Below are 16828 nucleotides of genomic sequence, written 5' to 3'. Positions count from 1 at the left end.
AAAGCCTCGTAAATCTCACACCAAACAAAACACACCCGATATAAAAAGTGACTGAGTTTAGTTAAAAGCGCAAGCTTGCAATCGTTTGCTCATCCAAGCCAGTTATTTCTATAATGTCATCTGCATCATAACCTTTTTTCTTCATTTTTACAGCTTGCGCCAGCTTTTCTGCTAACTTACCTTGTGCCAATCCTTGCTCCAATCCTTGCGCTAATCCTTGTTTCAAGCCTTCTTTCATTGCCTCTACTTTGGCGGTAGAAAATGAATTATTCAAATCACGATAATACTTTAAGCTGTCTTCATACTGCATTAATTGTTCACGGTTAAATTTAGCGATTTCTGCCACTTCAAACAATCGACTAAACACTTTTTCTGATAACTTGGCGGGGATTTTTTCCAGTTCGTTTAAATGCCTCAACACATATAACCATTTTTCAAAATGCGTTTCTATATCCGCTAATGCTTTTTTAAATTTAGGCATTTCCAAATAGACAAAGGTTAATTTATCGTAAAAAACCTTATTGGTTTCAATATCGCTGAGTTTAATCACGTATTTGTATTTATCCAACTCCTCGGCATCTTCAATAAAAACAAAATCTAAAATAGCGATGGTGTAAATCGCTTTTAAATCATACGCCCAATCACCTTTTTTAGCCTGTTCCTGAATAGGAAATGTTGAATAATATAATGCCCGTTCTTTAAAAAAATTTTGCTTGGTTTTTTGTAATTCAACGATAAATTTCTCACCTTTTTCATTTTCACAATACAAATCAAAAATGGCTTTTCTATCGGTTTCAGTTGAACCCAAGTGTTCTGTTTTGAGAAAGGTTAAACTTTTAATTTGCCCTTGTTCTTCATACAGTAACTCATTTAAAAAATCCAATAACAAATCTTTATGAGCCTCTTCGCCAAATAAGCGTTTAAAGCCATAATCAGTAAACGGATTGATATATTTTTCAGTCAGCATGGTAAACCTGTGGCGTAATACGCGAAATAATCAATAAATATCGTGCTTGCAAATCATTTTGCCGCTCTTTGTAACCTTGCCGCTTTTGGCTCTAATACCAGGGGGCGATAAATCTCGACGCGATCGCCCTGCTTAAGTAATTGATCCAAATCGCACACGCTACCAAAAATCCCCACTTTAGTCTGCTTTAAGTCAATCTCAGGAAATTCATTTAATAAACCCGATACCCAAATAGCCTGTTCAACCGTTGACCCTGCTGGTATTTGTACCGCAACAAGGCGTTGCTTATGCGATGTCGCATAAGCAATTTCTATTAACAACATCTGACTGGATGCGCTATCAATAGCCATAAACATCTTTAGCACGCTGGGTAAACGCGCCCACCATCGTGTTACAAATTTGATTAAATACCGCACCAAACGCCAAATTGGCCAATTTTCCTGCCATTTCAAATTCTAAATTCAGCGAAATTTTGCTAGCATTTTCACGTAGCGGTAAAAAATTCCACGAACCTTCCAAGTAAGAAAATGGCCCATCCAGCAAAGAAACGGTTATTTTTCCGCCATTATCTATCTTATTTCGGGTAGAAAAAGCTTTTTTAAATCCGCCCTTGGCTATCAATAACTCAGCCTCAACAAAATCTTCACCGCGTTTAAGAATGCGACTAGCACTACACCACGGCAAAAACTTTGGATAAGATTCAATATCGTTAACCAGCTCAAACATTTGCAGCGCAGAAAATTTAACCAAAGCGCTTTTTTCTACAACAGTCATGATTACACTACTCCAGCAACGTGAAGAAACACCAAAAACACCGCACACGGGCAAACATAGCGCACCACAACGCGCCACAGTATGTAACTTTGCGCATCAGGCAGCGCCAATTCATTTTCAGTATGCTGCTGGTGCATAATCCAGCCAGCAAACACGGCGATACACAAACCACCGGCTGGTAACATCAGGTTTGAAGTTATAAAATCGATTAATTCAAACAAATTCTGATTAAAAATCTTAAAACCCGACCAAACGTTAAACGAAAATACCGTGATTAAACCCATTAGCCATGCCGCCAAACCCGATTTAATGCACGCTTGCTGACGGGTTAAACCTTTGTGTTCTATCAACCAAGCAACCGCCGGTTCAATCAGCGAGATAGACGAAGACAGCGCCGCAAAGACTAAAGCGATAAAAAATAAAGTACCCACCAACCAACCAGCCGTCATATTACCGAAGGCAATTGGCAAAGTTTGAAAAATAAGCCCAGGACCAGAATCCGGCTGTAATTGGTGTGTAAAAACAATCGGAAAAATAATCAGCCCCGCCAGTAAAGCAACCAGCGTGTCAGCGCCAGCAATAATGAAAATAGCCTTGGCAATCGATACATTTTTGGGTAAATATGCACCGTATACCATCACAGCGCCCATACCAATACTGAGTGTAAAAAACGCCTGCCCCATCGCCATCAAAATAGACGTGCCGGTTAATTTGCTAAAATCGGGGTTAAGTAAGAAGTTTAAACCTTTAAAGTAACCGCTGGTAGTCATCGCATAACCGAGCAGTAATATCAGCAATACGAATAAACCAGGTATTAAAAAGCGTACTGATTTTTCCAAGCCACCATTTACACCACGCGCCACAATTAACATGGTGGCGACCATAAACAGCGTGTGCCAGAAGATCAACTGCATCGGACTTGCGATAAAACTATCAAACAGTGTCTTAATGTCCGCAGGACTAGCACCGGAAAAACTACCAGTGAGATTTTTAACGACGTATGCTGATGCCCAACCGGCAATCACGCTGTAATAAGACAGTATCAAAAATCCGGCAATCACTCCCATCCAGCCTAAATAACGCCAGCGTTTATCTGCACCGGCTTCTTCGGTTAAGGTGATCAGAGTATCAATAGGATTTTGCCGACTGCGTCGCCCCATCAGCGTTTCAGCCATCATAATAGGCATGCCGATAAGTAGCACACAGGCTAAATACACAATGACAAACGCGCCACCGCCGTTTTCTCCGGCAATGTAGGGGAATTTCCAGATATTGCCTAAGCCAACAGCAGACCCTGTAGCGGCGAGAATAAAGCCAAAGTCTGACGACCATTCGCCCTGTATTGATTTTTTTGTATCCATTTTGTGAGCCTATTAAAAACTAACTTATCGGTTAATATCGAGTAAAATAACAAAATTATTCCTTTACGTCAGTTTAAAAATACTAAATACATACTATGGCTGATAAAAAGTCCAAAAAAGACACTAAACAACAAAATGCCAGCATTGCAGTTAACCGTCAGGTACGGCATGAATATTTCGTAGAAGAACGTTTTGAAGCCGGTTTAGTGCTGGAAGGTTGGGAGGTTAAAAGTCTCCGCGATGGCCGCATTCAACTCAAAGAAAGCTATGTGGTGATTAAGCGTGGCGAGGCCTGGTTGTCGGGAGCGCATATTTCACCCATGCTGTCTGCGTCTACCCATATTAAACCCGAAGCCGTGCGTATGAAGAAGCTGCTATTAAATCGGCATGAACTCAATAAGTTAATTGGTGCAGTGGAGCGCAAAGGCTATACGTTAATGCCATTATCGATGTATTGGAAAAATGGCAGGGCTAAGTTAGAAATTGGTCTGGCCAAGGGTAAGCAATTACACGATAAGCGCACCGCCTCAAAAGATCGTGATTGGCAGCGCGAAAAAGAACGTATTATGAAACATGCCTAACAATAACGCATTGTAAAATATCAAAAGCATGATTTTTTGTTAGACGCAATAGGTAATACTACCTATTGTTTGACTCCTTAATTTAATCTAGCCTATTGTCAGTATTCACCGACAGCTGGATTTTATTAAAACTAATGAACGCACCATTAAACCTATTGTCTGCGGAAAACAGCCTGCTAATCGTCATTGATGTGCAGCCTAAATTGTCAGCGGTGATGCCCAAAGCAGAATACAAACCGACAATTCAACATATCAGCAGCTTGGTTGAAGCGGCGGGCGTGTTACATATTCCTGTTTTTTTAACTGAGTTATGCCCCAAAATATTAGGCCAAACCGATAAAAATATTGTTAACAAATTACTCAACCCCAAACAAGCGTTTAATAAAACCAGTTTTTCTTGCTTTGCCGCCGAGGGTTTTTATATGGCCTTACGCGCTAGCGGGCGACGGCAAATCATTTTAGTGGGGCAAGAAGCGCACTTAAGCGTATTGCAAACCGCATTGGAATTATTTCATATCGGTTATGATGTCTATGTTGTTGAAGATGCTATTTGTTCACGGAAAAACAGGCATCGCGTAAATGCCATGCAGCGCTTACATCGGCATAATATTACGGTTACCAACTATGAGTCGGTATTATTTGAATGGATAAGAGATTCTTCGCACCCTGATTTTCGAAAAATATCCGCGTTAATGTAAGTTGTGGTGAGATAACATTACCCCAGCCCACAACAACGACATTACGCTGTATTCCACCTTAATTAGATAGCAAAAACAAAAACTTTCACGTTATTAAATCTCAAAAAAACATAAAACATCTATGACACTGGCTTTATTTATTAAAAAAATACAAAATAATCAAACCATCACTTTCGATGAAACTATTACAATCATCAGTAAAAATTATCATTACTCTCCAGCAGAATTTACCAATGGATCATTAGTTAATTCGGCTGGAACCAATGAAGGCTCGTGTAAAATTTTTGCTTTTGCCATGCAAAACAACTTAGACAAGCAGCAAACGCTCGCTTTATTCGGCGACTATTACCGTAATGACGTATTAAATGATCCTGACGGCACTGGGCATCAAAATATCCGTAATTTTATGCGTTATGGCTGGGACGGTTTGCAATTTAACGGTAATCCGTTAACGGCTAAATAAGCATCATTATTTATCGGTTTTCGGGGCTACCTAGTACGTGTTGGGGTTCCTAACGTCACCCCAACCTACAAAACAAATCCCAGCTTAAATTGACAACCTATTCATCCAAACCAATAAAATCCCATACTTTCTGAGCCAACGTTACATTTTGAGTATTTTCAGGAGGCGCGTGAGCAAAATTTTCTTGATAAACCCGCTCGGCATCATTGGCTAACTCAGTTATCTCTAACTTGGTGTAGGCTTCCTGCATAATTTTTAACGCATGAGGAATTGCTGGGGTACGTTGGTATTTTTCAACTACACCGGTTGCTCTGTTGGCGGCGGCCACATAAGCTTTGCGTTTTATATAATAGCGGGCGACATTCACTTCGTGCATGGCCAGTTTGTTCTTAAGCCCCATCATCCGGCGTTTTACATCCGGCACATAGCGACTATTGGGGAAACGCCGCAGTAATTCAGCAAAAATATTGTAAGCTTCATTCGCGCTACCAGGATCGCGTTGCGAACCATCGGTAGGTAAATAGCGGTCAATAAAGCCGATATCGCGCTTATAATTGACTAAGCCTTTTAAATAATACGCGTAATCAACGTGTGCGCTACGCGGATTAGTTTTAATAAAATGGTCAGCGGTGCTAATAGCCGCATCATGATCACCATTTTTAAAATACGCATACGCAATATTCAACTGCGTTTGCCCAGAATCAGGCCCAAACGGATAGCGCGCTTCTAAGGCTTCATAAATCTTAATCGACTTATCATAATTACCATCCTCTAAAGCTTTTTTGGCTTTACTAGAGAATTTACTGGCATCCCAATCAACACAGTCATCATCTTGATTATCGGCATCTTTCCATTGGGAACACTCATTTTTTGTTGACTCAGAATTATCAGACACCATGCTTTTTAGCGTCTGACAGCCCACTAAAATAAGGCTTACTGTAAAAATAAATAAAGATTTAATTAAAATTAATCGCATAGTACTGACGACACGTTGTAACATTAGAGGTTTTTCGTTAGGTGTACATGGCACAGTATCATGCCAAGCTCAGCTGCGAGTATAACTTAACAATGGGTTTATCAGAAGAACTTGTTATGACAAGACTAACCGAAGAAGTGCCTTACGAATTAGCCGGAATGCGTTTAGATCAGGCGCTTGCAGAACTGTTTGCCGATTATTCGCGCAGTAAATTGCAAACGTGGATTAAATCAGGCCGCGTGCAAATTAACGATGCCATCAACATCAGCCCTAAAACAAAAATGGATGGCGGTGAAATCATCATATTAGATGCCGAAGCCGAAGTAGTGATTACTGCGGAAGCTGAAAACATCCCACTGGATATTATTTTTGAAGATGACAGTATCTTGATTGTCAACAAACCTGCGGGCTTGGTGGTACATCCTGCCGTGGGCAATTGGAATGGCACGTTGCTCAATGCCTTGCTAAATTACGTACCTGGCTTAGACAGCCTGCCAAGAGCCGGCATCGTGCATCGTATTGATAAAGACACCAGCGGCTTATTGATGGTCGCTAAAACCTTACCCGCGCACAACAGCTTAACGCAACAATTGCAAGAACGCAGCATTGTCCGCGAATACATTGCTATTTGCCGTGGCCGAATGACCGCAGGTGGCACGGTCGATGAACCAATTGGCAGAGATCCAGCTGACCGCAAACGCTATATGATACGCATGTCCGGCAAAGAAGCCGTCACCCACTACCGTGTTAGCCAACGTTTTTTACGCCACACACTGATTCGGGTCAAGCTAGAAACAGGTCGCACTCATCAAATTAGAGTGCATATGGCGCATATTCGTTTCCCGTTGCTGGGCGACCAAGTGTACAGCGGGCGTTTTCAAATGCCGCCTAATTGTACCGAACGCTTTGCAACAACGTTACGCAGTTTTAAACGCCAAGCTTTACACGCGGCAAAGCTGGGCTTAAAACACCCCGTCACCGAAGAATATCTGGAATGGGAGCAGCCGCTGCCTTTTGATATGGTCGATTTATTAGAAGCCTTGACTGAAAATGACAACCAATAATCCTTGGCTAGTGCCTAACTGGCCTGCGCCTAAAAATATTCATGCTGTCAGTACGTTACGCACAGGCGGTGTCAGCACTGGCTGTTATGCCAGCTTAAACCCTGCCACTCATGTGGGTGACGATGTTAATACGGTGGCGCAAAACCGTAATATCATAAGACAAAGCTTAATGCTACCGGCTGAGCCTGTGTGGTTGCAACAAGTACACAGCAATATTGCCGTTGATGCCAGCACGGTAACAGGCTTGCCACAAGCGGATGCCAGTTACAGCCGTGCCGCTAATGTGGTGTGTACGGTGATGACAGCAGATTGCTTACCGTTACTGGTGTGCGCAGAAGATGGTAGCTGTGTAGCGGCGATTCATGCCGGATGGAAAGGCTTATTAGATGGCATTATTACCAACACAATAACGGCCATGCACGCTGATAAGCTGCTGGTTTGGCTAGGGCCCGCCATAGGGCCTGCTTGTTTTGAAGTGGGTACTGAAGTACGCGCCGCTTTTATAGAAAAATCAGTGATTTTTACCGGTGCTTTTACGCAGCAAAACCACCGCTGGCTAGCTGATATTTATCACCTAGCACGCGTTGAATTAAGCGTTTTGGGCATTGATAAAATTTATAGTGGCAATTTTTGCACCGTTACCGAGCATGAACGTTTTTACTCTTATCGACGTGATAAGGAAACTGGACGCATGGCTAGCCTGATTTGGAGAACATAACGCTGTGCATTTATTGCTTTTAATTATTATTTTTACCGCTATTGGCGGGGTGTTAAGTGTGCTGGCGGCAGCAATTTTTTTATTACTGTCTGAACAACGCAGAAATGCGCTGTTACCGCACGGCATCAGTTTTGCGATTGGGGCTTTACTGGCAGTGGCATTTTGGGGGTTAATCCCCGAAGTATTTACCGGTGCCAAACCTGAGCAGTTTCAAGCGCTGTCTGGCACGATATTGGCGGGGATTTTAGGCTTCTTTGTACTGGAGAAATTATTGCTTTGGCGACATTGCCATTACGGTGAACACTGCGAAGCACACGGCGACGACGCTGACGCTGAACACGCGCATCATGATCATGGCGGCCACAATCATGGCCATCATGGTCACGGTGCTAAATCGGCAGGTTCGTTAATTATTGTCGGCGACAGCATTCATAATTTTGTCGATGGTGTGTTGATTGCCGCCGCCTTTTTAACCGATGTGCAATTAGGTATTGTCACCAGCCTTGCCGTTGCTGCGCATGAAATTCCGCAAGAAGTAGGGGATTTTGCAATTTTATTACACAGCGGCTACTCTAACGCCAAGGCGCTGTTTTATAATGTACTGGCCAGCTTATCCACAGTTCTGGGCGGCGTGTTAGCGTATTTCTGTTTAGCAGACCTGCACGATAAATTACCCTACCTGTTAGCACTCGCGGCTTCCAGTTTTATTTATATTGCAGTGGCGGATTTAATCCCCTCCTTACACAAAAAAACCGATATGAAAACCTCGTTACAGCAGATTATGTTGATTGCAGCGGGGGTGGGATTGATTTGTACCCTGCATAATATTGTTCACGGTCATTAAAAGCACGGTCTCTGTACGCCGCATTGTCATTGCGTTTAGCAATAACAATGCGCTTTACAAGCTGAATTTACACTGCTGATTATTAAATCCGCTTAAGCAAGAAAGGCTTAAAACAGCAGACTCAGTGCGGTTCAGCAATAATTAACGTATTTAATATTTTAACGCGCTTATCAACACTGCCTTTACGCACATAACCAATCGCCCCAGGAGTCATGGCAATAAACCGCAATACCGCCTCTTCAGAAGCCATTACTTCCGGTGGATTGATGCCTTGAAAATACTGTTCATTCCAATAATTTTCATACTCTTCTGGCCGCTTGTTAAACAAAGTCAAAGAAAATCCAACACGCAAGCTGTCTGAAGCCGGTAAATTTAAAGGAATCCAACGCCTGCCTTTTTCATCTAATAAACTTTTACGTAAATACACCCGTTTTAAGGCATCCAAGGATAAACGCTGTAACGGACTGGTCTTCATGGTTACAATCACTAACGACTGATGATCAGCAAATACGGGTAATGCCGCTATCAACAAACAAATACGAAAAAAAACATGAAGTCTGTGCATCGGTTAAAACAACACAGAAAATGAAGCAAATAAGCCATCGGGAGCAAAATCTTTATTATTGACACCGTAGCGATATTCCAGCTTCCAAATCAACGGAGGGCTTGGGTGATATGCCATCCCCAATACCCCCACCTGACCCAGTTTATTACTTGTCTGTTCAAAAAATTCATACCGCCCCACCGCATAAAAATGCTTAGACAAAGATCCTACGCCTTGAATATAGCCTTGCCAGGCATTGGCGGCGTTACCCGCTGAATTATTATTGCGGTACACGATTTCACTGGTCACTGCCAAACGCTGATAAGTCCACGCAAGATCGACACCTAACAAATGATGGCGTATATCGGGAGCGCCACGGATACTCAGTAAATTAAAATCAACATAAGACAAACCAATTTGTAAATCTTCATCAACGTTATAACGTAAACGTACCCCCAGTGCATTATCAAAATTTTCGTGCCTACCTGTCTCATACAAAGGATCAAGAACGGTACTGTAATCGCCATAAATCGTGTAATCTAAAGACTGTTCGCCGAACGGGATGTTGCCATGCAGCATAATGCCGGTTGCATGTTTAGAAAATAAATTCTCCGTAGCAACAGGGCGTGTGGTCGTCCATACCAAAGGATCAGCATGAATCTGATTCCATTGACCAACAGGCGTTAAAAACTTACCAACACGCACCGCCAACAGGTCATTGACCAAATAATCAAAATACAGTCTTTCTAATGCGACGTGTGCATTTCGAGTAGATAATCCATGTTCTTGACCGCCAGAAATCGATTCTTCCAACTCTAACTCTGAAAAAAAGTTCAGCTTGGCACCATTGCTCCAGCTAACAAACAAACTGAGATCGCTGACATCAAATTTCCAGGGTCTAGGACTAAAACCTGACAATTTACTACTGACATAACCGCCCAGTTGAATGCCCGTCTTACCCAGTCGATAACCGTGACCTAATTGATAAGCCGTTTTTGCTTCTGTGGCTAAAGCCACAGGACTGGCCACCACCGACATAAGTGCTATCACCAATACATTTAAAGCATGGCGCATTATAAGCAGCCCTTATACCGTGCGTAACACGGTGTTTTATGGTGCAAAATAATTATTTTTTTGTATAAATCAAGCACTTATTTTATATTTTTTAAGCTTATACCACAGGGTACGCTCGCTAATTTTAAGGCTTCGCGCGGCCTGCGCTTTACTGCCTTCGGCATTGCATAATGCTTTGTTAATCATGCTAATTTCTAAATTTGTCACACAATCTTCCAAGTTATCACAACTTTGTACTGCGTCATCAAACTGACCAGGCAACAGTTGTAACGGTGATTCTAAGCGCGTCATTTCGCGCGGCAAATGTTCCTCGTCTATTCTGCCGCTCTGGTTTATTACCACTGCACGTTCCATTACATTTTCTAATTCTCGCACATTACCTGGCCAAGAATATGCGGTTAACAGCTCACAAGCCGCTGTCGATAACGTCATGACCGGATAACCTGACTGTAAACAGTATTTTTTAATAAACTCATGTGCGAGTAATAAAGTATCTTCTTGTCTGTCCCGTAACGGGGGCAAATTAATGTTGACGACATTTAATCGGTAATACACGTCTTCGCGTAGATAGCCTTGCTCAACCGCTACACGAGGATCGCGATTAGTTGCGGCAATAATACGAATGTCAATCTGAGAACTGCGATTGCTGCCTAAGCGTTCAATGGTATTTTCTTGCAGTACACGTAATAGTTTAGCCTGTATTTCCAGTGGTATTTCGGTGACTTCATCCAGAAATACCGTACCTTGGTGGGCAAACTCAAACTTACCAATACGGTCTTTATCCGCACCAGTAAAGGCACCTCGCACATAGCCAAATAATTCACTTTCTAGAATACTGGCAGGAATAGCAGCGCAATTAATGGTAACAAATAAGCCGGTACGTCCTGAATGCCGGTGAATGGCTCTGGCAACTAATTCTTTACCCGTACCCGTTTCACCGGAAATAAACACGCTGGCTTTGGTTGATGCCACCTGTTGAATTAAATTATACACATCGTGCATAACGGTACTCTGCCCGATAAATTCCCCCCAGCCTTTTTTATCCAGTTGATCGCGCAGAAATCTATTTTCCCGCTTTAACCAACAGCTGTCTAAGGCATGACGAACAACCATTTCAACTTGCTCTATATCCAACGGCCTAACAATAAAATCAAAAGCCCCAAGCTTCATGGCAGCAACAGCGCTTTCCACTGTGCCGTAAGCGGTCACAATAATAACCGGCAGGTCATATTTTTCAGCACGCAAAGCCGCTAATAAAGCTAAGCCATCCATTTTTGGCATACTGAGATCAGTGATTAATAAATCAATCGATGTCTTGCGAATAATGTCGAGTGCTTCTGCACCATCCGCCGCCGTGCTTACCTGAAAACCCAGCTGGCTTAAAAGAATCTCCAATAAGCGGCGGCCATTTTTTTCATCATCAGCCACCAAGACATGTGCGCTTTGTAACATTCTGTTATTCCTGTGTTAGGGGTAAATCTAAAACAAAACAAGCGCCGCCCCATTCACTTTGTTTTATAAAAATATTGCCTTGATGTGCCAGCATAATTTGCTTGGTAACAGTTAACCCTAAGCCTACCCCGCCTTCGCGTTTAGTAAAAAAAGGCTCGAATATATTATGATAATCAGCGACAGCAATACCTGGACCATTATCAGCAATTTCAATGCTAAGATGCTGATTACACGAGGTTGATCTTATGCAAACCCTGCCTTCATTAGCTACCAGCTGTATGGCATTATGCAATAAGTTTAAAAATACTTGCGTCAATAACTCAGCGTCGCAAACAATAACGGGGGTTTTAGCCTGTAGCTGCCGTTCAATACACAGGTGTTTTGCATTGGCTTGTCGCGCCAACAACTCAAGCGTGTGCAGTACTATATCATGAACATTGTGAAACAACATTTGTGGCTTTCTTGGGCGCGAGCATTCCAGCATCGTGGTTACCAAGCGTTTTAATCGGCTACTTTCATCTAAGATAAACCGCGTCATTTCGTGACCTTCTGCACTTAATGCCGGTTCTCTTTGTAGCATTTGCACCGAGGTCGATAAAATACCCAGTGGCGTACGCACCTCGTGTGCCATGATAGCGGCCATTTCACCGATAACAGCAAGTTTTGATGCTTGAATGACTTGTTCACGAGAACGCTCTAACTGCTGTAGCATAGTGGCAAAAGCCTTCTCCAGTTCACGAATTTCCAGCGTACCTTCCAATTTAGGTGGTGTTTGTTTTTCAAAATAACGCACGCCGCGCACCCATTTTGTCAAACCCAGCAAGGGGCTGGCAATACGCCCAGAAATCCATTGCGAAAGCCAAAAAGCTAACAACATGGTAAAAAAAATAATCCCTATAAATATTTCTAAGAGCTTGTAAATAGGCGCATACGCCGTATGAGTACTTTGAAAAACCAACAGTGACCAGCCCATTTGCACGTAACCCAAATAATTCGGTGAACTGGCACGGCCAACCAATACCGAGGATGCGATAACCGGCTCCCCTGAATGAATAAAAAATGCTTGGTCTTTATCTGCTTTCCAATTGGAAAAAGTTGTTTTTAATAAAAATTCTGGCTTACGTAGATTGCCTGAAGCGGCAATCGCTCGACCTTCGGCATCTAATAACACAATATAACGCTCGCCAGAATCAGAACGGCTGGCTTCATCCAATAAACGAAATAATTGTCGCATATCAAACAAGCCATAAAATTGCCCCATATATTGGGACGAATAATTATCTTGTACCGGCGCACGAATCACCAAACTGGCATCGTTATAAGGGCTTAGCAGTTGCAAATCTTCTATAAAAACATCACCATTAGGCACTTCTGCACGCACCCAGTTTGCTGTTGCATAATGGACAATACCGATAAGTTCTGGAGAACTTGCAGCAATGATACGTTGATCGATATTGACAAAAAATAACTTACTATACATACCTTTATAACCGATGACGACATCGGTTAAAAATTGCGATAAGCGTTTATCAACATCACGGACGCGCGCCTCTTGCATAATATCCATTTGACTCCAAGAATGTATATTTTGCATGCGCTCAAACATTAACATATCAACTTGCGCCATTAACATGGCAGCATCTCTGGTTAAATTACGCCCAATTTCCTCTTCAAGCATAGATCTAGAAGTAAAAAATGCCACAGCAGTTAAAGACACGGTAACCAGTGACAGTAACGCAAAAAAAGAAATATGTAACATACGACGTATTTTCATGCTGAGATATAAAATGTAAATTTATGGCTACCGCAAAACATTACTCACAGCACATCAATTGGCTTTTGATAACGAGAGCAACACAGATACTTAACAGCAATGCAGCGCTGTATGCTTTGAGTAATTATACAGTGGCTGCTTACCAAATTTTACTCAAACGCGTAAAGTCAGTTGATAATCAAATATGTCCGCTTTTGCACCACCGGTGCTAAAACGAACCCCCCATTTAAGCCCGAACAAAATGCAGGTATGGTTGAGATGATTTTCAGCAAAAGCACGAAAAATGGCTTTGAACAACAGCAAAAGCTAACGATACGTCTCCAGTAGTACCCTGCTCGACTCTAAGTCAGCATTAATTTTATCAATACTAATTTTTACCGCGTCTTGCGCTTGCATTGCGGTTTTGGCAATCAATGCACTGTCAGCATTGGCTTCTTGCACGAGACAAGCATCGTAAACTTCGGCGGCGTGTTGCCATGTAACAATCGCTTTAACACTGGCGTTGTAAGCATCTATCGTACCTGCATTAATAGCGGGCGGCTGTTCACGAATACCACAGTTAGCTGGCATCCAAATACCATTTTTAAGCTCACCCGCTATTGCTGAAGTGACACAAAATAAAAACATATTTAGCGTTACAAATGGTTTTAACATGCGACACTCCTGATAATAAAAATACGATAAAATACAGTCGGTTTAGAGCACAACAAGATTAGCCTGCAAAAATAACATCAAACTGCTTTACTAATCCGGCAACGGCATTTCTGGCCACCAACCTAACCGGCAAACACAAATCCGTGGTTTTTAAACCCCGTTCTTGCAAAGATTCTTGCTCAATGTGTATTTCTGTCACATCATAAATTTCTAACGCCTTAAATATTGCCGCCGTATCTTTTAGTGCTAATTTTTCAGGGGATTGGCCGTGTTTTAAATGAAACACCGCATCGTCTAACAACAAAATACTCACCGGCTGATCAAATGCCGCAGCGGTTAACACAATATCCAGCATTTCTTGTACTGAATTGCCACTGTGCGCCGGTTTTCTCATAATACATAAATAGCGTTTCATCGGTTTTAACCAAAAACAATAAAGCGATCGGCTTCAAGTGTAGCTTCAATCAGCTGTCCTAAACCAGAAATACGAAAACCCTCCGCTATGTCGTTGTCGTGTTTACCTTGCCGCGCCGCTTCATCTGCACATAACAAGCCACGTCGCTGCGCGGCAGAAATACAGACAACTAGATCAATATGATGCTGCTCGGCTAATTGACTCCATAATTGGGTAAAATGCACTTCATCGTCTGGCGGTGTATTATGTTTAAAAGCATGGTAAATCCCTTCTTGATAAAAAAACACCCTAAATACCTGGTGGCCTTGTGCAAGCAAAGCCTTAATAAATAAATAAGCACTATAGGCTACATTTGATTGATACGGGCTGCTGTTTATCTGTAGTGCAAATTTCATATTATTGCGTAATTTAATCGTCTGTTTGCCGAATGCGCCATATTATGGCATTGTTTAAAGCCTGCACCGAATGGTTGACCGCATTTAAAATAAGACCACGCTTGCTTTACATCGGTCTCTTTCAGAAACGACACGTACTTTACCGAGTTCTATTGTCATGACACGCAAACCACGCATTCGCGCACTGGCTTTAAGCCTGATATTGTTTTCACCCTGTTCGCAGGCTGTGGACATTTCTAAACTTACCCTACCCGATATGGGGGATTCTTCTGGTACGCTGATTACCCCCGCCGAAGAAAAAGAATTAGGTGAGGCGTTTTTCAGAAGCTTACACGCACAAATCGCCATTAACCAAGATCCAGAAATACAGCAGTACATTCAATCCATCGGCGAAAAATTAGTGGCTAGCAGCGATTTGCCCAGCAACCCCTTCCATTTTTTTGTGGTGATGGAAAATGACATCAACGCTTTTGCAGGTCCTGGCGGTTATATTGGCGTAAATGCGGGTTTACTGCTGATCACAGAAGCTGAAAGTGAATTAGCCTCTGTGCTTGGCCACGAAATTGCCCACGTTACTCAGCGCCACTTATACCGTGCAGCGGAAGCGGCCAAACGTATGTCTATTCCAACAATGGCAGCCACCTTGGCGGCGATTTTACTGGGTTCACAATCGCCACAATTAGGGCAAGCCGCACTGGTCGCTATCCAAGCTGGTAGTGTACAATTTCAGATTAATTTTACCCGTGAACACGAAGCTGAAGCCGACCGTGTGGGTATGCAAAATTTAGCCGAAGCACACTATGATCCACGCAGTATGCCAACTTTTTTCGAGCGTATGCAGCAATCTACCCGCTATTATGGCCATAATGTCCCTGAGTTTTTAAGAACGCACCCTGTTACCGCGTCACGTATTTCTGATACGCGCGGCCGAGCAGACACTTACCCGTATAAACAATACCCTGATTCATTGGCCTATCAATTAATCAAGGCTAAAATTCGTGTCGTAACAGCTACTAACGCGGCTGATGTCCACAATTATTTTCAAAGAGGTTTATCACAAGGTACTACCGAACAGCGCTCAGTGGCGCGTTACGGATTGGGTTTGATTGCACTCAGCACACAAAAACATAAAGATGCTGAAGCTATTTTTCAGCAACTGGCAAGCGAATACCCTCAGCAAAGCCATTATGCGGCGGCGCTAGCACGCACCGCATTAGATGCCAAAGATTACAACACAGCACTGACACGCTATAAAAAAATAGTCGATCAATTTCCTGAAAATGATGCTATTAAACTGGAATATGTTGCGGCACTGCTTAAAACAGGCAACGCCGAGCAAGCACGAAAAACACTGGGCTTACTAAGTGTGCAAACACAAAAATTACCACTTTACTGGCAATTATTGGCTCAAACTTATGGCGAACTTAATCAACCTGCCGAATCGCACCGCTACATGGCTGAATATTACTATGCCAGCGGTCAAGTTGACCAAGCTATTTTACAAATTAAACTAGCACAACAAGTAAAAGACTTAAGTTTTCAATTGTCTTCCATTCTTAGCGAACGCCTTAGTTTCTTTGTTGATGACTATGAAAAAGCCAAACGCGAGCAGTAAACTGCGCTATTTCAACTAAAAATCTTACGGACGCAATAAAACTATAGCAATCTTTATTTTATTATGTATAATAAACGAATTGCTGGTGTAGCTCAGTTGGTAGAGCAGCTGATTTGTAATCAGCCGGTCGCGGGTTCGAGTCCCATCTCCAGCTCCAACAAATCAAAGGCCTAGATGGTTTCATCTAGGCCTTTTTTGCGCGTGTGACATATTTGTGACTAACTAAGTTTTTACTCGAAAGATGAGCGTATTTCAATACGATTTCAATATCTGCCGCCCACCCGCCAAGTTCTTTTAACACCTCGATAGGTGTTCCACTTTGTATACGCCTACTCTATCGGGCTGATGTCCAGTTGCTCCATAACCTCCACTATAAAAGTGGCTAAGCTGTTTTCGTCTAGTACTTAGTCACTCTTTAAGTGTCGGATAAAGCTTTTTCAATTTTATCCGAGCATCCTC

General features: G+C 42.5%; 19 protein-coding genes and 1 tRNA gene. 8 read left to right on the top strand and 12 right to left on the bottom strand.

All coding sequences use genetic code 11. From position 1 onward, the window contains the following. Positions 1-61: 61 nt before the first annotated feature. The 4 genes from CRENPOLYSF2_RS11375 to CRENPOLYSF2_RS11360 are packed head-to-tail and all read right to left on the bottom strand — an operon-like array spanning position 62 to position 3102. A complete protein-coding gene (locus CRENPOLYSF2_RS11375; protein WP_087144065.1) occupies positions 62-967 on the bottom strand; it encodes an Rpn family recombination-promoting nuclease/putative transposase in 906 nt (301 codons plus the stop codon). A gap of 53 nt (positions 968-1020) precedes the next feature. Continuing rightward, complete coding sequence (locus CRENPOLYSF2_RS11370) at positions 1021-1317, bottom strand: RnfH family protein (RefSeq protein ID WP_245807982.1); 297 nt, start codon at positions 1315-1317, stop codon at positions 1021-1023. After that, positions 1307-1741 (bottom strand): type II toxin-antitoxin system RatA family toxin, encoded by a 435-nt coding sequence (locus tag CRENPOLYSF2_RS11365; protein WP_087144064.1) that lies wholly within the window; start codon positions 1739-1741, stop codon positions 1307-1309. The genes CRENPOLYSF2_RS11370 and CRENPOLYSF2_RS11365 overlap by 11 nt, the downstream gene beginning before the upstream one ends. A 2-nt stretch (positions 1742-1743) precedes the next feature. After that, positions 1744-3102 (bottom strand): sodium-dependent transporter, encoded by a 1359-nt coding sequence (locus tag CRENPOLYSF2_RS11360; RefSeq protein WP_087144063.1) that lies wholly within the window; start codon positions 3100-3102, stop codon positions 1744-1746. A 95-nt stretch (positions 3103-3197) separates the two neighbouring features. Here CRENPOLYSF2_RS11360 and smpB point away from each other — a divergent pair, with 95 nt between their 5' ends. The 3 genes from smpB (at position 3198) to CRENPOLYSF2_RS11345 (ending at position 4844) form a co-directional block, all read left to right on the top strand. Then, entirely contained in the window at positions 3198-3683 is a 486-nt protein-coding gene (smpB, locus tag CRENPOLYSF2_RS11355) for an SsrA-binding protein SmpB (protein ID WP_087144062.1), read from the top strand. Positions 3684-3817: 134 nt separating this feature from the next. Next, positions 3818-4381: an isochorismatase family protein gene (locus tag CRENPOLYSF2_RS11350; RefSeq protein ID WP_087144061.1), complete on the top strand. Its 564-nt coding sequence runs from the start codon at positions 3818-3820 to the stop codon at positions 4379-4381. A 121-nt stretch (positions 4382-4502) separates the two neighbouring features. After that, a complete protein-coding gene (locus CRENPOLYSF2_RS11345; RefSeq protein ID WP_087144060.1) occupies positions 4503-4844 on the top strand; it encodes a HopJ type III effector protein in 342 nt (113 codons plus the stop codon). Positions 4845-4941: 97 nt separating this feature from the next. Here CRENPOLYSF2_RS11345 and CRENPOLYSF2_RS11340 read toward each other — a convergent pair whose 3' ends face one another. After that, positions 4942-5844 (bottom strand): outer membrane protein assembly factor BamD, encoded by a 903-nt coding sequence (locus CRENPOLYSF2_RS11340; protein WP_336469730.1) that lies wholly within the window; start codon positions 5842-5844, stop codon positions 4942-4944. Positions 5845-5936: 92 nt separating this feature from the next. Between CRENPOLYSF2_RS11340 and rluD the strand changes: the two genes are divergently transcribed. The 3 genes from rluD to CRENPOLYSF2_RS11325 are packed head-to-tail and all read left to right on the top strand — an operon-like array spanning position 5937 to position 8446. Next, a complete protein-coding gene (gene rluD, locus CRENPOLYSF2_RS11335; protein WP_087144190.1) occupies positions 5937-6884 on the top strand; it encodes a 23S rRNA pseudouridine(1911/1915/1917) synthase RluD in 948 nt (315 codons plus the stop codon). Next, positions 6871-7602, top strand: coding sequence for a peptidoglycan editing factor PgeF (gene pgeF / locus CRENPOLYSF2_RS11330; protein ID WP_087144059.1), 732 nt, complete (start codon positions 6871-6873; stop codon positions 7600-7602). The genes rluD and pgeF overlap by 14 nt, the downstream gene beginning before the upstream one ends. Positions 7603-7606: 4 nt before the next feature. Continuing rightward, complete coding sequence (locus CRENPOLYSF2_RS11325) at positions 7607-8446, top strand: ZIP family metal transporter (RefSeq protein WP_087144058.1); 840 nt, start codon at positions 7607-7609, stop codon at positions 8444-8446. A 121-nt stretch (positions 8447-8567) separates the two neighbouring features. Here the strand turns inward: CRENPOLYSF2_RS11325 and CRENPOLYSF2_RS11320 are convergent, their stop codons facing one another. From CRENPOLYSF2_RS11320 to tusD, 7 genes are all read right to left on the bottom strand, one after another. Further along, on the bottom strand, positions 8568-9011 hold the full coding sequence (locus tag CRENPOLYSF2_RS11320) for a type 2 periplasmic-binding domain-containing protein (RefSeq protein ID WP_245807981.1): 444 nt from the start codon (positions 9009-9011) through the stop codon (positions 8568-8570). A 3-nt stretch (positions 9012-9014) separates the two neighbouring features. After that, complete coding sequence (locus tag CRENPOLYSF2_RS11315) at positions 9015-10064, bottom strand: hypothetical protein (protein WP_245807980.1); 1050 nt, start codon at positions 10062-10064, stop codon at positions 9015-9017. 69 nt (positions 10065-10133) lie between these two features. Beyond that, positions 10134-11516: a sigma-54-dependent transcriptional regulator gene (locus tag CRENPOLYSF2_RS11310; RefSeq protein WP_087144057.1), complete on the bottom strand. Its 1383-nt coding sequence runs from the start codon at positions 11514-11516 to the stop codon at positions 10134-10136. 4 nt (positions 11517-11520) lie between these two features. Continuing rightward, positions 11521-13275: a sensor histidine kinase gene (locus tag CRENPOLYSF2_RS11305; RefSeq protein WP_245807979.1), complete on the bottom strand. Its 1755-nt coding sequence runs from the start codon at positions 13273-13275 to the stop codon at positions 11521-11523. A gap of 321 nt (positions 13276-13596) precedes the next feature. Further along, positions 13597-13944 carry a hypothetical protein gene (locus CRENPOLYSF2_RS11300; RefSeq protein WP_087144055.1) on the bottom strand — a complete coding sequence of 116 codons (348 nt, stop codon included), beginning with the start codon at positions 13942-13944 and terminating at the stop codon, positions 13597-13599. A gap of 58 nt (positions 13945-14002) precedes the next feature. Further along, positions 14003-14359 (bottom strand): sulfurtransferase complex subunit TusC, encoded by a 357-nt coding sequence (gene tusC, locus CRENPOLYSF2_RS11295; RefSeq protein ID WP_087144054.1) that lies wholly within the window; start codon positions 14357-14359, stop codon positions 14003-14005. 5 nt (positions 14360-14364) lie between these two features. Further along, on the bottom strand, positions 14365-14754 hold the full coding sequence (gene tusD / locus CRENPOLYSF2_RS11290; RefSeq protein ID WP_087144053.1) for a sulfurtransferase complex subunit TusD: 390 nt from the start codon (positions 14752-14754) through the stop codon (positions 14365-14367). A gap of 157 nt (positions 14755-14911) precedes the next feature. Here tusD and CRENPOLYSF2_RS11285 point away from each other — a divergent pair, with 157 nt between their 5' ends. Beyond that, complete coding sequence (locus CRENPOLYSF2_RS11285; protein WP_087144052.1) at positions 14912-16369, top strand: M48 family metalloprotease; 1458 nt, start codon at positions 14912-14914, stop codon at positions 16367-16369. Positions 16370-16450: 81 nt separating this feature from the next. Continuing rightward, positions 16451-16526 (top strand) — tRNA-Thr (locus CRENPOLYSF2_RS11280). Positions 16527-16828: the final 302 nt, after the last annotated feature.

Source organism: Crenothrix polyspora, from assembly GCF_900163755.1.
Taxonomy (GTDB): domain Bacteria; phylum Pseudomonadota; class Gammaproteobacteria; order Methylococcales; family Methylomonadaceae; genus Crenothrix; species Crenothrix polyspora.
The sequence above is the reverse complement of the archived record's forward strand: the minus strand, read 5'-3'. Positions and strand labels throughout refer to the sequence as shown.

Excerpts from the sequence above, each read along its gene's own strand:
- rluD (WP_087144190.1), top strand. The coding sequence starts at position 5,937 with ATGACAAGACTAACCGAAGAAGTGCCTTACGAATTAGCCGGAATGCGT.
- smpB (WP_087144062.1), top strand. The coding sequence starts at position 3,198 with ATGGCTGATAAAAAGTCCAAAAAAGACACTAAACAACAAAATGCCAGC.
- CRENPOLYSF2_RS11340 (WP_336469730.1), bottom strand. The coding sequence starts at position 5,844 with ATGTTACAACGTGTCGTCAGTACTATGCGATTAATTTTAATTAAATCT.
- CRENPOLYSF2_RS11300 (WP_087144055.1), bottom strand. The coding sequence starts at position 13,944 with ATGTTAAAACCATTTGTAACGCTAAATATGTTTTTATTTTGTGTCACT.
- pgeF (WP_087144059.1), top strand. The coding sequence starts at position 6,871 with ATGACAACCAATAATCCTTGGCTAGTGCCTAACTGGCCTGCGCCTAAA.
- tusC (WP_087144054.1), bottom strand. The coding sequence starts at position 14,359 with ATGAAACGCTATTTATGTATTATGAGAAAACCGGCGCACAGTGGCAAT.
- CRENPOLYSF2_RS11350 (WP_087144061.1), top strand. The coding sequence starts at position 3,818 with ATGAACGCACCATTAAACCTATTGTCTGCGGAAAACAGCCTGCTAATC.
- CRENPOLYSF2_RS11360 (WP_087144063.1), bottom strand. The coding sequence starts at position 3,102 with ATGGATACAAAAAAATCAATACAGGGCGAATGGTCGTCAGACTTTGGC.
- CRENPOLYSF2_RS11305 (WP_245807979.1), bottom strand. The coding sequence starts at position 13,275 with ATGTTACATATTTCTTTTTTTGCGTTACTGTCACTGGTTACCGTGTCT.
- CRENPOLYSF2_RS11310 (WP_087144057.1), bottom strand. The coding sequence starts at position 11,516 with ATGTTACAAAGCGCACATGTCTTGGTGGCTGATGATGAAAAAAATGGC.
- CRENPOLYSF2_RS11315 (WP_245807980.1), bottom strand. The coding sequence starts at position 10,064 with ATGCGCCATGCTTTAAATGTATTGGTGATAGCACTTATGTCGGTGGTG.
- CRENPOLYSF2_RS11320 (WP_245807981.1), bottom strand. The coding sequence starts at position 9,011 with ATGCACAGACTTCATGTTTTTTTTCGTATTTGTTTGTTGATAGCGGCA.
- tusD (WP_087144053.1), bottom strand. The coding sequence starts at position 14,754 with ATGAAATTTGCACTACAGATAAACAGCAGCCCGTATCAATCAAATGTA.
- CRENPOLYSF2_RS11365 (WP_087144064.1), bottom strand. The coding sequence starts at position 1,741 with ATGACTGTTGTAGAAAAAAGCGCTTTGGTTAAATTTTCTGCGCTGCAA.
- CRENPOLYSF2_RS11370 (WP_245807982.1), bottom strand. The coding sequence starts at position 1,317 with ATGGCTATTGATAGCGCATCCAGTCAGATGTTGTTAATAGAAATTGCT.
- CRENPOLYSF2_RS11375 (WP_087144065.1), bottom strand. The coding sequence starts at position 967 with ATGCTGACTGAAAAATATATCAATCCGTTTACTGATTATGGCTTTAAA.
- CRENPOLYSF2_RS11285 (WP_087144052.1), top strand. The coding sequence starts at position 14,912 with ATGACACGCAAACCACGCATTCGCGCACTGGCTTTAAGCCTGATATTG.
- CRENPOLYSF2_RS11345 (WP_087144060.1), top strand. The coding sequence starts at position 4,503 with ATGACACTGGCTTTATTTATTAAAAAAATACAAAATAATCAAACCATC.